Source organism: Brevibacterium sp. SMBL_HHYL_HB1, from assembly GCF_018208375.1.
GTDB classification, from domain to species: domain Bacteria; phylum Actinomycetota; class Actinomycetes; order Actinomycetales; family Brevibacteriaceae; genus Brevibacterium; species Brevibacterium intestinavium.
In genome coordinates this window covers 1,536,718-1,549,925 of sequence record NZ_CP062936.1, presented here as the reverse complement: position 1 = coordinate 1,549,925, position 13,208 = coordinate 1,536,718, and the positions used below count along the sequence as shown (strand labels likewise).

13 protein-coding genes and 2 tRNA genes are annotated in these 13,208 nt (G+C 65.9%); 7 read left to right on the top strand and 8 right to left on the bottom strand.

Annotated features, from left to right (window positions below):
• Positions 1–75: 75 nt before the first annotated feature.
• The gene (gene aceE, locus IG171_RS07145) at positions 76–2,838 is read right to left on the bottom strand and encodes a pyruvate dehydrogenase (acetyl-transferring), homodimeric type (RefSeq protein WP_212130965.1); all 2,763 of its coding nucleotides are present in this window, start codon (positions 2,836–2,838) and stop codon (positions 76–78) included.
• A gap of 262 nt (positions 2,839–3,100) precedes the next feature.
• Here aceE and IG171_RS07140 point away from each other — a divergent pair, with 262 nt between their 5' ends.
• The 3 genes from IG171_RS07140 to IG171_RS07130 all read left to right on the top strand — a co-directional run bounded on the left by IG171_RS07140 (position 3,101) and on the right by IG171_RS07130 (position 4,476).
• Positions 3,101–3,544 carry a DUF3052 domain-containing protein gene (locus IG171_RS07140; RefSeq protein ID WP_212130963.1) on the top strand — a complete coding sequence of 148 codons (444 nt, stop codon included), beginning with the start codon at positions 3,101–3,103 and terminating at the stop codon, positions 3,542–3,544.
• Positions 3,541–4,008, top strand: coding sequence for a redoxin domain-containing protein (locus IG171_RS07135; RefSeq protein WP_212130961.1), 468 nt, complete (start codon positions 3,541–3,543; stop codon positions 4,006–4,008). The genes IG171_RS07140 and IG171_RS07135 overlap by 4 nt, the downstream gene beginning before the upstream one ends.
• Before the next feature lie 63 nt (positions 4,009–4,071).
• Positions 4,072–4,476 (top strand): HIT family protein, encoded by a 405-nt coding sequence (locus tag IG171_RS07130; RefSeq protein ID WP_212130959.1) that lies wholly within the window; start codon positions 4,072–4,074, stop codon positions 4,474–4,476.
• Positions 4,477–4,522: 46 nt separating this feature from the next.
• On the opposite strand, the gene IG171_RS07125 is transcribed toward IG171_RS07130, so the two are convergent.
• Both IG171_RS07125 and IG171_RS07120 read right to left on the bottom strand, forming a co-directional pair.
• Positions 4,523–5,284, bottom strand: coding sequence for a MerR family transcriptional regulator (locus IG171_RS07125; RefSeq protein WP_212130957.1), 762 nt, complete (start codon positions 5,282–5,284; stop codon positions 4,523–4,525).
• Between the two features lie 93 nt (positions 5,285–5,377).
• Positions 5,378–6,559: a PLP-dependent aspartate aminotransferase family protein gene (locus tag IG171_RS07120; protein ID WP_212130955.1), complete on the bottom strand. Its 1,182-nt coding sequence runs from the start codon at positions 6,557–6,559 to the stop codon at positions 5,378–5,380.
• Positions 6,560–6,668: 109 nt separating this feature from the next.
• Here IG171_RS07120 and IG171_RS07115 point away from each other — a divergent pair, with 109 nt between their 5' ends.
• Positions 6,669–7,145, top strand: coding sequence for an Lrp/AsnC family transcriptional regulator (locus IG171_RS07115; RefSeq protein ID WP_212130953.1), 477 nt, complete (start codon positions 6,669–6,671; stop codon positions 7,143–7,145).
• Positions 7,146–7,204: 59 nt separating this feature from the next.
• On the opposite strand, the gene IG171_RS07110 is transcribed toward IG171_RS07115, so the two are convergent.
• Positions 7,205–7,795 (bottom strand): DUF2249 domain-containing protein, encoded by a 591-nt coding sequence (locus IG171_RS07110; RefSeq protein WP_249204165.1) that lies wholly within the window; start codon positions 7,793–7,795, stop codon positions 7,205–7,207.
• A 48-nt stretch (positions 7,796–7,843) separates the two neighbouring features.
• On the opposite strand from IG171_RS07110, the gene IG171_RS07105 reads away from it, so the two are divergent.
• Both IG171_RS07105 and IG171_RS07100 read left to right on the top strand, forming a co-directional pair.
• Positions 7,844–8,491 (top strand): helix-turn-helix domain-containing protein, encoded by a 648-nt coding sequence (locus tag IG171_RS07105; protein ID WP_212130949.1) that lies wholly within the window; start codon positions 7,844–7,846, stop codon positions 8,489–8,491.
• 42 nt (positions 8,492–8,533) lie between these two features.
• Positions 8,534–8,881 (top strand): cupin domain-containing protein, encoded by a 348-nt coding sequence (locus IG171_RS07100; protein WP_249204163.1) that lies wholly within the window; start codon positions 8,534–8,536, stop codon positions 8,879–8,881.
• Positions 8,882–9,026: 145 nt separating this feature from the next.
• On the opposite strand, the gene IG171_RS07095 is transcribed toward IG171_RS07100, so the two are convergent.
• Together IG171_RS07095 and IG171_RS07090 are read right to left on the bottom strand one after the other, a co-directional pair.
• Positions 9,027–9,100, bottom strand: a tRNA-Val gene (locus IG171_RS07095).
• Positions 9,101–9,183: 83 nt separating this feature from the next.
• Entirely contained in the window at positions 9,184–9,681 is a 498-nt protein-coding gene (locus IG171_RS07090; protein ID WP_212130945.1) for a TetR family transcriptional regulator, read from the bottom strand.
• 82 nt (positions 9,682–9,763) lie between these two features.
• On the opposite strand from IG171_RS07090, the gene IG171_RS07085 reads away from it, so the two are divergent.
• Positions 9,764–9,840: transfer RNA gene (locus tag IG171_RS07085), tRNA-Pro, on the top strand.
• A 153-nt stretch (positions 9,841–9,993) separates the two neighbouring features.
• On the opposite strand, the gene IG171_RS07080 is transcribed toward IG171_RS07085, so the two are convergent.
• Together IG171_RS07080 and IG171_RS07075 are read right to left on the bottom strand one after the other, a co-directional pair.
• Positions 9,994–11,469 carry a solute carrier family 23 protein gene (locus IG171_RS07080; protein WP_212130943.1) on the bottom strand — a complete coding sequence of 492 codons (1,476 nt, stop codon included), beginning with the start codon at positions 11,467–11,469 and terminating at the stop codon, positions 9,994–9,996.
• 173 nt (positions 11,470–11,642) lie between these two features.
• Positions 11,643–13,184 (bottom strand): fatty acyl-CoA synthetase, encoded by a 1,542-nt coding sequence (locus tag IG171_RS07075; RefSeq protein WP_212130941.1) that lies wholly within the window; start codon positions 13,182–13,184, stop codon positions 11,643–11,645.
• Between the last annotated feature and the right edge of the window lie 24 nt (positions 13,185–13,208).

The following is a 13,208-nucleotide window of genomic DNA, read 5'->3' as shown; positions in this document are numbered from 1 at the left end:
AAAAGCCCGAATCGGAAACAGTTGTGGCCGGAGTCTCCACGACCCCGGCCACAACGGTGCTCTGAGTTCAGGCGATCAGGCGCCCGCTCCTTCGGTCGAGCCGGAGCTGCCGGCACGGACATCGTCGATCTGGTACTTCTTCGCCGCCTCGGCGGCCTTCTCGGCCGGCACCGCTCCGGTGTCGGCGAGCGAGAGGAGCGCCTGAGTGACCACGGACGGTCCGTCGACGAGGTAGTAGCGACGGGCGGCCGGGCGAGTGTCCGAGATCGCGTAGCCGTCGGTGCCGAGCGAGGTGAAGTGGCTGGGCACGTACTGGCGGATCTGGTCGGGGACTGCACGCATGTAGTCCGAAGTCGCCACGACCGGTCCCTCGGACTCGGACATCTTCGCGGTCACAAAGGGCACGCGAGCCTCGGCCTCGGGATTCTTCAGACGCTCGTTATCGGCATCGAGCCCGTCACGACGCAGTTCGGTCCACGAGGTCACCGACCACACATCGGCCGAGACCCCCCAATCCTGATCGAGCAGTTCCTGGGCTTCGAGGACCCACGGCACTCCGACGCCGGAGGCCATGAGCTGGACCTTCGGGCCGCCGTTGTCGGGTCCCTTCTTCAGCAGGTACAGGCCCTTGAGCACGCCTTCGACGTCGAGGCCCTCGGGTTCGGCCGGCTGAACCATCGGCTCGTTGTACATCGTGATGTAGTACAGCACATTGGGGTCGCGCTCATCGGCGGGATCGTACATCCGGTGGATGCCGTCCTTGACGATATGGGCGATCTCATAGCTGTAGGCCGGGTCGTAGGAGACCACCGAGGGGTAGGTCGAGGCCAAAAGGTGCGAATGTCCGTCACCATGCTGCAGGCCTTCGGCCACCAGCGTCGTGCGTCCGGCCGTGGCGCCGAGGACGAAGCCGCGGGCCATCTGATCTCCTGCCGCCCAGAAGAAGTCACCGGTGCGCTGGAACCCGAACATCGAATAGAAGATGTAGAACGGGATCATCGGCTCGCCGTGGGTCGCGTAGGACGTGCCCGCGGCGGTCAGCGCCGCGGTCGCCCCGGCCTCGTTGATGCCCACGTGCATGAGCTGTCCGTCCGTGGCCTCCTTGTAGGCGAGGAACAGATCGCGGTCGACCGAGATGTAGTTCTGACCGTGCGGATTGTAGATCTTCGCCGTCGGGAAGAACGAGTCCATGCCGAAGGTGCGGGCCTCGTCCGGGATGATCGGCACGATCCGGTGACCGAACTCTTTCTCCCGCATGAGGTCCTTGAGCACGCGGACGAATCCCATCGTGGTCGCGATCGACTGCTTGCCCGAACCGCGGCGTCCGGCCTCGAAGGCCTTGTCCGACGGCATCTTGAGATCGACATAGGTCGTCCGACGTTCGGGGGAGTAGCCGCCGAGCTCGGCACGACGCTCCTGCATGTACTTGATCTCGGGAGCGTCCGCTCCCGGGTGGTAGTACGGCGGGAGCTTCGGGTTCTCCTCGAGGGCCTTGTCCGAGATCGGGATCTGGAAGTGATCGCGGGCGAGCTTGAGGTCGTCGACGGTCATCTTCTTCATCTGGTGCGTGGCGTTGCGGGCCTCGAAGTGCGGTCCCAGCGAATAGCCCTTGACGGTCTTGACGAGGATCGCGGTCGGCTGACCGGTGTGCTCGACCGCGGCCTTGTAGGCGGCGAAGACCTTGCGGTAGTCGTGCCCGCCGCGCTTGAGGTTCCAGATCTGATCGTCGCTGTAGTCCTCGACCATCGCCTTCGTCCGCGGATCGCGACCGAAGAAGTTGTCGCGGACGAACCCGCCGGACTCGCCCTTGTACGTCTGGTAGTCGCCGTCGGGCGTGATGTTCATGAGGTTGACCAGGGCACCGTCACGGTCCTTGGCCAGCAGCGCGTCCCATTCGCGACCCCAGACGACCTTGATGACGTTCCAGCCGGCGCCGCGGAAGTACGACTCGAGCTCCTGCATGATCTTGCCGTTGCCGCGGACAGGCCCGTCGAGGCGCTGCAGGTTGCAGTTGATGACGAAGTTGAGATTGTCGAGCTCTTCGAAAGCCGCCACGTGCAGCATGCCGCGGCTCTCGGGCTCGTCGAGCTCTCCGTCGCCGAGGAACGCCCAGGTCTGCTGCTGGGAGGTGTCCTTGATGCCCCGATTGTGCAGGTACTTGTCGAACTGCGCCTGCGTGATCGCATTCATCGGCCCCAGGCCCATGGACACCGTGGGGTGCTCCCAGAAGTCCGGCAGCTGGTGCGGGTGCGGGTAGGACGGCAGGCCCTGGGGCTTGCCGTCGATGAAGTGCGACTGCTGCTGACGGAAGCCGTCGAGCTGCTCGGCGCTCATCCGGCCTTCGAGGTAGGCGCGAGCATACATGCCGGGGGAGGCGTGACCCTGGTAGAAGATGTGGTCGCCGCCGCCGGGATGGTCCTTGCCGCGGAAGAAGTGGTTGAGCCCGACCTCGTAGAGAGTCGCCGAGGAGGCATAGGTGGAGATGTGGCCGCCGACCTCGACACCCGGACGCTGAGCGCGGTGGACGAGCATGGCGGCATTCCAGCGGTTCCACCGACGGTAGCGACGCTCGACCTCTTCATCGCCGGGGAACCAGGGTTCGTTCTCCGGGCCGATGGTGTTGACGTAGTCGGTGGCAGTGAGGCTCGGTACACCGATCTGCTTCTGGCGCGAGCGCTCGAGCATGCGCAGCATGACGTAGCGCGCCCGCGAGCGACCGCTCTCATCGATGAGACCGTCGAGGGAGGCCAGCCATTCCTCGGTCTCCTCCGGGTCGATGTCCGGCACCTGGCTGGGCAGCCCGTTGAGAATGGGCCCGCCCTGATTCCGATTGTCCACGATGTGGTCCTCTCTTCAGCTCCACGATCTTCGTTGGTGTAGAGATCATGTTCGTCGGATGGAGTATGGTCCGCAGGGTGTCTGGGCCCAGGGTCCACCCGATACAGTCCTCAGCCTAGTACGCACAGCTGAAGTTCGCTGTGCCGTCCGCTTGTGATCTGCCTGACGCAAGTGCGGCCCTTGGAAGCGGTTTGACTGCGCTTGCGGTCGGCAGACGCGCCGACATTTGCACCGTGAGCACAGTTGACGGAACAATACAGGCATGAGCAACTCCGCTTCTGAAAGGACATCCTCCGCGTCGACCCTGGCGAACGAGCTGGGCCACAACCTCGGTTTCAGCAAGGGCGACTATGTGCAAGAGATCGGCTATGACGACGATGTCGACCAGGCACTCTGTGAGGCGATCGAGGCCATCATCGGTGACAAGATCGCTGACGGCGAAGAGGATGATGTCTACGACGTGATCCTCATGTGGTGGCGTTCGGACGACGATGATCTCATCGATGGCCTCGTCGACGCCCAGGCCACGCTGAAGGAGGGCGGGGTCGTCTGGCTGCTCAGCCCGAAGGCGAACCGTCCCGGGCACATCAGCCCGGCCGAGATCTCCGAAGCGGCACCCACTGCCGGCATGCACGTGACCTCGACGGTCAGCGCCGCCGATGACTGGGCCGGATTCCGGCTCGTGGGCAAGAAGAACTATTCATGATCCTGCGGCCCGGTGACAGGGCCCCGGATTTCGCACTCGCCGATCAGCACGGATCGGTGATCACCCTCGCCGAGGCGACCCGCGGGTCCGCGCTCGTGCTGGCCTTCGTGCCGTTCGCGTTCTCGCCGATCTGCGGCGACGAGCTGGCTGATCTCGATCGCTGGCGGACCCGCATGCACGATGACTCGCAGGCCGTCGACATCGTCGTGGTGTCGGTGGACTCGAAATACACCTTGGCCGCGTGGGCGCAGCAGACCGGGACGAGTCTTGCGCTGGGATCCGATTTCTGGCCCCACGGCGAGGTCGCTTCCGCCTTCGGCGTCTTCGATGAGATCCACGGAGTGGCCGAGCGGGCAGTCTTCGTCATCTCTGCGACGGGTACGATCATCAGAGGCAGGCAGGTCGCCCGCAGCCAGACGCGGGACTTCACCGGCGATTTCGCCGCGGCGCGTTCCGGCCTCTGACACTCGAGCCGCATTCTGCGGGCCGGTCGACGGCCCGTCGGACACAGCAAGGAGGACTCCACCATGGCCACCCTGTTCACCAAGATCATCAACGGCGAGATTCCCGGCACCTTCGTCCACTCCGATGACAAGTGCGTCGCCTTCCTCGACGTCGCCCCGATGACCGAAGGCCATGTCATGGTCGTACCGCGGGAGGAGATCTCCCACTGGATCGACGCGGACCAAGAGCTGCTCGACCATCTCATGGCGGTGGCCAGGAGGATCGGACAGGCCCAGAAACAGGCCTTCGACTGCGAGCGCATCGGACTGCTCGTCGTCGGCTATGAGGTTCCGCATCTGCACATCCATGTGCTGCCGACGACGTCGATGGACGATTTCGATATCAGCGACCGGGCGCCGATGCAGACGCCCGAACAGCTGGAAGGCCCCGCGGAGAAGATCCGCGGGGCCCTGTCCCAGCTGTCCTGATCGTCCTCAGCGTCCGTGGCTGACGGACGACCGCCTCGGCGACGGATCAGTCGCGGGTCGCGGCGAGGTGGGCCAGGAGCGAATCCCGCACCAGCCTCGCCACGTCGCTGCCTCCGAAGTTTGCGGAGAATCGTTCGTCCGAAACGTACATCTCGGCCAGCCCGGTGACGTATCCGCGCAGATCCCCATCGGGGTCGGCCGCGGGAGTCCCCGGTGTCCGGGACAGCCAGGCGATGTGCCTCCTGGCCAGTTCCCGGCACCTCGGCGATTCGGGACCCTCGCCGTCGGCGGCGGCAGCGATCCAGTCCCGTTGGAGGTCGGCGACGTCTGCCTTGAAGTCCCTGCGCTGCTGATCGGACAGCCCCGTCCACCACTCATCGGAGCGCCGATACGCCTCGGCGCCCCAACGAGCGGTGACTTCCTCTTCGTACTGCCGGTGGTCGAAACCATCGAACATCTCTTCGGCCATGAGCGACTCACCTGCTTTCAATCGTGTGATGGTCGCAGTGACGGCAGCGATCTGCCGACCGAGGCGCTCCCGCTCGCGTCCGAGCGAGGTCACGTGTTCGGACAGCGCCGTGATCGGATCCTCGGTGTCATCGAGCACCTCGGCGATCCTGACCAACGGCAGACCCAGCTCCTTGAGCAGCAGGATGCGCTGGAGGCGCACCAGTGCCGCTTCGTCGTAGCAGCGGTAGCCGTTGGCGGCGATCCGACTCGGCGGCAGCAGCCCGATAGCGTCGTAGTGACGCAGGGTGCGGCTCGTCGTCGACGTCAACTGTGCTATTTCCTGTATGGACCAGTCCATGTCCGACAGCCTAGAAGTTGACGCAGCGTCAAGGTCAAGAGCGAAGTGGGACTCAGAGACCTCAGGCCCGGGAGTTCGGGCGGGCGACCGCGGTCACGCCGCCGTACGGATGGAGTCGAGGGCGAGGAACAGGTCCCGGGCGAGGTCATCGACGTGTTCGAGGCCGACCGAGAGGCGGACGAGTCCGTCTCCGGGCTTCGCGGTGGCGGCGACGGGGCGGTGGGTCAGCGAGGCCGGATGCTGGATGAGGGTGTCGGCGCCGCCGAGGGAGACCGCATGGACGATGAGCTCGCAGTGCTCGACGAAGGTGCGGGCGGCTTCGAAGCCTCCGGCGATGTCGATCGCGATCATCGCACCTCCGCCGTCCATCTGCCGACCGACGAGGCCGCGGGGATCGCTTCCGGCCAGACCGGGGTAATGGACCTTCGCGATCTCCGGCCGGGACCGCAGCCGGCGGGCGAGTTCACCGGCGGTGTCCTGGGCCGCACGCATCCGCACGGACAGGGTGCGCAGGCCGCGGTGGAGTAGGTAGGCGCCCATCGGGTGCAGCAGTGCTCCCGTGACCGCACGGACTCGGCGCAGGCGTGTGGCCCACTCGGTGTTCGTGGCGATGATGCCGCCCATGGCATCGCCGTGACCGCCGAGGTACTTCGTCGCACTGTGGAGGACGAGGGCGGCCCCGTGATCGAGGGGACGCTGCAGCACCGGAGTGCAGAAGGTGTTGTCGACCAAGACCGGGACGTCTCCGGCGGCGGCGACGACGGCGTCGAGGTCGACGAGGTCGAGGCTCGGGTTCGCCGGAGTCTCGACGATGACGAGTCCGGTGTCCGCACGGATGGCCGAGTCGATCTCGCTCTCCTTCGCCCAGGTCACCGAGGTGCCGAGCAGGCCTGATTCGAGGAGATGGTCGCTGCCGCCGTAGAGAGGGCGGACGGCCACGATGTGCGGAGTACCGGCGTCGACGGCGGCCAGCAGGGTGGCCGTCAGCGCGGCCATACCGGTGGAGAAGGCCACGGCCGCATCGGCGTGTTCGAGTTCGGCCAGAGCCGATTCGAACCGCGCCACGCCGGGCTGCCAGAGGCGCTGGTAGACAGCGGAGTCACCGTCGTCGGGCGAGTGCCCGGAAGCGAGCCGTTCATAGGAGTCCCCGCCGGTGCGGACGTCATTGACCGGATTGGTGGTGGACAGGTCGATGGCGGGGACATGGACACCTGCCTCCGTGAGGCCTTCCATTCCGCCGTGGACCATTCGGGTCTCGGGATGCATTGTGGTCATAGCGGTATTCAAACCAGTTCTCTCAGATGACGCAATGATGCTCGGACGACCTGTGATCTGTCGATCTGATCATGGAGAACCTTCGACCGCGTGTGTCAGACTGTGACTCATGCCGCAGAATGTCTCACTCGATGCCACCGATCGCCGTCTTCTTCAGGAACTCAGCGCGGATTCCCGCGCTTCCGGGGCCGCGCTGGCGGCGGCCGTCGGGATCTCAGAGTCGACGGTCTCTCTGCGCCTCAAGCGTCTGAAGTCGCTCGGCGTCATCCGCGGCTTCCGCGTCGATGTCGATCCGTCCGCCCTCGGGGTCGGCTTGCAGGCGCTGGTCTCGATCCGACTGGCCAAGCACGATCGTGCCGAGATCGATGCGTTCACCGCCGCAGCACCGAACTTTCCCGGGGTGGTGCGGATGTATCACATGGCCGGGGCCGACGACTATCTGCTGCACATCGTGGCCACCGACACCGAGGCCGTGCAGTCCTTCGTCCTCGACTACCTCACACGGTACCCGGCCGTCGCCCACACCAGGACGAACCTCATCTATCGGGTCGAGGACGGCTCGGCGTGGATCCCCGAGGCGCCTTGAGCCGAGCCTCGACGGTTCGCCTTCTGCGGCGGCCTCACGGTTCGCCTCTTGAGGCGGCCTCAGGGCCGGGCGGTGATCGTCAGCCCCTGCTTGCGCTGATGGACGGAGAAGTACCGCAGTCCTGCCTCGGCGTCAGCGGTGAAGCGACGCCGCGAACGGCGCGGCAGCCACACGATCTGCCCCGGGACGAGGTCGATCATGCCGGTCTCGGTCTCGAGAGTCCCGGCTCCGGCGAGGACGTGGATGAGGACATCGAGGTCCGGGCCGGTGTGCTCACGGATCTCTCCGCCCGGGGCGAGCGCGATGACATTGGCGTCGAGGTCTCGCTGCTGCGGTGGCAGCTGCCAGACGGACCCGGAGGTTTCGACGTCTGCGGTGAGGTCGGCGACGTCGAGGACGACTCGCGGTGCCGAGGTCGAAGCCTGTTTGCTGATGCGCACGCGCACCTCGTCCGCCGTGCTCTCAAGCGGCTCCCAGCCCACCGCGTCGGCGAACTCCCTGACCATCTCCACCCGCAGGCCCTCGGGCACGTGATCGTTGACCAGGATCAGTCCGTCGCCGACCTCCAGCGACTGATAGGCCTCGATGATGCGCGGGTGGCGCTCGGGCTTCGGAACGGTGCGGACGTCGATGACGGCTTCTTCTGCCAAGGCGGCTCCTTCGAATTGTTCCAATGGATTCTTGTATAAACTATCACCATGGAAACGCAGAAGCGGCCGCATACCGGGCGAGGTGACCGTCGTGCCGAGATTCTCCGTGCACTGCGGGCAGAGACGACGGCGACGGCCGCCGAACTCGCCGAGGCCCTCGGGATCCATCCGAACACCGTCCGTTTCCACCTCGGGGTCCTCGAGAGCAATGGCGATGTCATCCGGGAGCAGGTCCCGGCGCGGAGGCCGGGACGACCCGAACTGCGATTCCGAATCGTGGCTCGTCCCTCGGCGGCCCGACCGGATCTGCTCGCGCGCATCCTGCTGGAGCGAGTCGCCTCGGCGGCCGATCCTGACAGCGAGGCCGAGGATGCGGGGCGGCAGTGGGGCACCGGTGAGGGCACCGGTGCCGGCGGCGCAGGGGACGCAGCGGTCGACGGGCTGATCGACACGCTTGAGTCCACGGGCTTCGCTCCCGTACGCACCGAGGACGACGTGATCGATCTGCACAACTGTCCGCTGCGCGAATTCCTCAGCACGCACGGTCACCTGGTGTGCTCCATCCACCGCGGACTGATGGCCGGATACCTCGACGCCGCGCAATCACCGAGCACCGTCGACTCGCTCGAACCCTTCTCCACCGCATCGAGCTGCCGGACCCGACTGCGACGACGCACGAACGCGGACAAGCCGTGAACCGACCCCCTGGCAACCGTCTTCGAAGGAATGAGGAATCAGATGAGCGATGAACTGACCGCACAGAACCTGGCTGAGCTGAGCGCCGAACTGCTGGGCAAGGCGCGCGGGGCCCGCAGCGGCCGAGCGGCACGGGGTGTGTTCAGCGGCACCTACCTCAGACAGGTGCTGCTCACTCTCACGGAAGGGGCCGAGCTGGCCGATCATGACTCCCCGCCCGAGGCGACCCTGCAGGTGGTTGAGGGCAGCGTGCGGCTGGTGACGGCGACCGAGTCGTGGGAGCTGTCCACCGGCGATCTCATCACCGTCCCGCCCGAACGGCACTCGGTCGCGGCTGTGACGGATGCGGCGTTCATGCTCACGATCCGCACCGAGGTCACCGGCGGTTAGATGTCGAGGAAGTGCAGCCGGAGAGCCGCCGGCAGCCGGACAGCCTCCGACGACGAGGGAACCACTGGGCAGTGGAGAGCGACAGTCGCGGTTATGACGAAGGCATCCCGCTGCGGCGGAATGCCTGTCGCGGGATGCCTGTCGGTGGGCCCAGAGGGACTCGAACCCCCGACCCTCTCGGTGTAAACGAGATGCTCTAGCCAACTGAGCTATAGGCCCCACTGCGCCGACGACGGTGCCGACAGCGCCTGATCAGTATGCCATAATCCGGGTGGTCCGACGAATCCTGGCCCTGTGCCGCCTCAGGGCCGTGACCGGGTGCCGTGGAGCATCTGTGCGGCGTTGGCGGCGAAGTTCTCCGCCGCGGCCGCCGGATCGATGTCGAAGAGTCTGCGGTTCTGCTCGACGGCCACCGTTCCCAGAGTCAGCGTGAGGATGCCCTGTGAGACCTCAGCGCCCAAACGGCGACTCCCAAGAGCCAGGGGAGTGACATCCGCGGCCGCGATCGAATACCCGAGCAGAAGGATCTCCGCACCGTCTCTGTACTTCAGCAGCACCTCGCGCAGTGACATGGCCGCAGCCAGCGGATCGGCGGTGGCCGGACTCAGAGCGTCGACTTCTGCCTTGAGGCTCTTCGAGATGAGGACGAGAAGGGACTGTTTGTCTTTGACGTGCCAGTACAGAGCCGAGGGCTGAACCTCGAGTTCGCGGGCGAGTCGGCGCATGGAGAGGTCGCCGAGTCCATAGCGCGAAAGGATGTCCAAAGCGGTGTTCGTGATGGTCTCGACGGTCAGTGCCAATGAGACATTCCTTTCATTCTGCGTCAGCGTGCGGCCCCGATTTTTCAGATCGCGTTCCTACCGCTATAGTAGTTGCTGGTCACGGGATATAGCGCAGCTTGGTAGCGCGCCTCGTTCGGGACGAGGAGGTCGTGGGTTCGAATCCCGCTATCCCGACCACACGGAAGTGCCGCACATTCGCCCAGGCGAGTGCGGCACTTCTCTTATGCGCGCGACGATGGGCACATTCTGCTCGGTGATCGCTCGGATTGCGAACCAGTGGTCGTGATCGGATACTTCTGCCGCGGCGGAGTCTCCGATCACGACCACTGTTCAGACCGATGATCCGGGCACCGGCGGCGTTCGCGATCCTGCGTCAGCATCAGCTCGTCCGTCGCCTGCGTCAGTATCAGCTCGTCCGTCGTCTGCGTCAGTATCGGCTCGCTCGTCGCCTGCGGCGAAGCTCTCGACCACGGCCTCGGGGTCGGTGCCGCGCCACCGGGCGATCGCCTTCATCACTTGGTAGACGATGATCGCCGAGGCGGTGCCCAGGGCGATCCCCTCGAACTGGAGTCCGCCGGGAGTCCAGGTGAAGTTCGCGATCGCCACGATGAGCGAGACCGCTGCCGTGTTGAGGTTGATCGGGTTGGAGAAGTCGACCCTGTTCTCCGCCCAGATCCGCACCCCGAGCATCCCGATCATTCCGTAGAGCACGGTCGCGGCACCGCCGAGCACACCGGAAGGGATCGTGGCGATGATCTCACCGAACTTCGGGAGCAGGCTGAGGCAGAAGGCGATGATGGCCGCACACAGATAGGCGGCGGTGGAGAAGATGCGCGTGGCCGCCATGACTCCGATGTTCTCCGCATAGGTCGTCGTTCCCGACCCTCCGCCCGAGCCGGCCAGGGCGGTCGCGACCCCGTCAGCGAAGAGGGTGCGTCCGGTGAGCGAATCCAGATCCCTGCCCGTCATGGCCGCCACTGACTTCACGTGGCCGATGTTCTCGGCGATGAGCACCAGAACGACAGGGAGGAACAGGCCGAGAGAGCCGAGGTCGAAGGCGGGGGCGTGGAAGCTCGGCAGACCGACCCAGGCCGCCTCGGAGACGGTGGAGAAATCGATCTGGCCCTGCAGCCAGGCCGCGCCGTAGCCGACGAGGACGCCGATGAGGATCGAGAGCCGTCCGAGCATGCCCCGGAACAGCACCGTGGTCAGCAGAACCGCGGCGATGGTCACTACGGCCGTCAGGGGAGCCGCTCGCACCCAGTCCCAGGCGGCGGGAGCGAGGTTGAGCCCGATGAGGGCGACGATGGCTCCGGTGACCACCGGCGGCATCGTGACTTCGATCCACCGCACACCGACGAAATGGACGACGAGTCCGACGAGTGCCAGCGTCACGCCCACGGAGATGATTCCGCCCTGTGCCAGGGCCATGGCATGAGGATCGAGATCGTCGCCGGAAGTCGCCGAGAAGCCTGTGACCGCGCCGATCGGAGCCAGCAGCCCGAACGACGAGCCGAGGTAGGAGGGCATCATCCCTTTGGTGATGAGCAGGAAGAGCAGGGTCCCGATCGCGGTGAAGAACAGGGTCGTCGACGGCGGGAAGCCGGTCAGCAGCGGCACGAGGAATGTGGCGCCGAACATCGCCACGACATGCTGGGCACCGATGCTGATCGTCCGCGGCCAGCTCAGACGCTCCTCGGGAAGCACCTTCTGACCGGGAGCGATCGTGCGTCCGTTTCCATGCAGCCGCCAACCTCGGCGACGGCCCGGCAGGTCGTATGGGTCCGGTCGCTTCGATTCCACCATTGCGCTCCTTGCTCACTGTTCATCGCGATCGCACGGGACTCGGCCCCATCCGTCGGAAGAATTCTATGTCCGACAGCCGTCGATGGGAATGTCGAGGCGGACCGAGGGACAGGCGCATCCGCGAGCGTGCCGCGGCCGGGGAACCGGGCCGGTTCCCGGACCCGGGCTTCGGCTCAGGACTCGCGCAGACTGCGCTTGAGGATCTTCCCCGCCGAGTTCTTCGGCAGCTGTGCGACGAACTCCACCCGTTTGGGCACCTTGAAACCGGCCAGCCGAGCCTTGACGTGCGCGATCACCTCGTCGCCGGTGAGCGCGCCCTGATCGGGTTTGAGCACGATGAACGCGGAGATGGCCTCGATCCACTTCTCGTCGGCGATGCCGACGACGGCCACCTCGGCGACCTGGGGGAGTTCGAAGACCACGTCCTCGACCTCTCGACTGGCCACCAGCACGCCGCCGGTGTTGATGACGTCCTTGACCCGATCGACGACCTCGACGTAACCGTCCTCGTCGACCTTGACCAGATCACCGGAATGGAACCAGCCGTTGTCGAAGGCCTCGGCCGTGGCCTCGGGCCGATTCCAGTAGCCTTCGCACAGCTGCGGGGACCGGTAGAGCATCTCTCCCTCACTGCCGGGCCCGACTTCCTCACCGGACGAGTCGACGACTCTCGTCTCGACGAACATCACCGGTCGTCCGGCCGAACCCGGGTGAGCGTCGTGCTCCTCCGGTCGCAGCACGGTGCACAGCGGGCCGAGCTCTGACTGGCCGAAGCAGTTGTAGAACCCGAGTTCGGGCAGCCGCGCCCGCAGACGGTCGAGGACCGGACCGGGCATGATCGAGGCGCCGTAGTAGGCCTTGCGCAGGCTCTCGAGGTTCCGGGTCTCGAGTTCGGGGCTGTTGGCCAGGGCCACCCAGACGGTGGGCGCGGCGAAGAACGAATTGATCTGTCGCTGCTCGAACAGGGCCAGCAGCTGTTCGGGCACCGGGCCCGGCACGATGATGTTGTGCGCGCCGATCGACAGAAGCGGCATGAGGAACACATGCATCTGCGCGGAGTGATAGAGCGGCAGCGCATGAACGGCGCGGTCATCGGGGGTGAAGTCGAGGACCAGCAGCGCCGACAGGTATTGGTGGACCAGCGCCCGATGGGTCATCACCGCTCCCTTCGGCGCCGAGGTGGTGCCGGAGGTGTAGAGGAGCTGAGCGATGTCCGTGTCGTCGACGGAGAACTCCCCGTCACCGGCCGGGGCGATGGAGTCCGCGGTCGCCACGGGTGCCAGCGAGGCCAGGTCGATGACCTCGGCCTCCGTACCGGTCGCTGTGGAGGTGACGGCTTCGATGAGATCGTCATCGGCGAAGACGATCCGTGCCCCGGCGTTGTCGAGGATGTAGTCGAGCTCGTTGCCCTTGAGCTGATAGTTCACCGGCACGTGGATGACGCCGGCCCGTGCGCAGCCGAGATAGAGCAGAGCGTAGAGGTCGGAGTTGCGGCCGTAGGCGGCCACCCGGTCGCCCTTGCCGGCCCCGAGGCGCAGCAGTTCGCGGGCGACTGCCGTGACGGCGGCATCGAGTTCGGCGTAGGTCCACGTGCGGTCGCCGAATTCGATGGCCGTATCCGTGGGGAAGCGGCCGGCGCTGCGGCGGATGAGGTCGGCAACCGTTGACGTGGCAGTGGGCATGAGGGATGCGGTGGCAGGCTGTGAAGTCGACATGAGACAAATATATGAGCAGAAGCC

Bases quoted from the DNA above. Each gene is read 5' to 3' on its own strand.
- IG171_RS07140 (WP_212130963.1), top strand. From the start codon at position 3,101: ATGAGCAACTCCGCTTCTGAAAGGACATCCTCCGCGTCGACCCTGGCG.
- IG171_RS07080 (WP_212130943.1), bottom strand. From the start codon at position 11,469: ATGGTGGAATCGAAGCGACCGGACCCATACGACCTGCCGGGCCGTCGC.
- IG171_RS07075 (WP_212130941.1), bottom strand. From the start codon at position 13,184: ATGTCGACTTCACAGCCTGCCACCGCATCCCTCATGCCCACTGCCACG.
- IG171_RS07115 (WP_212130953.1), top strand. From the start codon at position 6,669: ATGCCGCAGAATGTCTCACTCGATGCCACCGATCGCCGTCTTCTTCAG.
- IG171_RS07125 (WP_212130957.1), bottom strand. From the start codon at position 5,284: ATGGACTGGTCCATACAGGAAATAGCACAGTTGACGTCGACGACGAGC.
- IG171_RS07135 (WP_212130961.1), top strand. From the start codon at position 3,541: ATGATCCTGCGGCCCGGTGACAGGGCCCCGGATTTCGCACTCGCCGAT.
- IG171_RS07100 (WP_249204163.1), top strand. From the start codon at position 8,534: ATGAGCGATGAACTGACCGCACAGAACCTGGCTGAGCTGAGCGCCGAA.
- IG171_RS07105 (WP_212130949.1), top strand. From the start codon at position 7,844: ATGGAAACGCAGAAGCGGCCGCATACCGGGCGAGGTGACCGTCGTGCC.
- IG171_RS07120 (WP_212130955.1), bottom strand. From the start codon at position 6,559: ATGACCACAATGCATCCCGAGACCCGAATGGTCCACGGCGGAATGGAA.
- IG171_RS07130 (WP_212130959.1), top strand. From the start codon at position 4,072: ATGGCCACCCTGTTCACCAAGATCATCAACGGCGAGATTCCCGGCACC.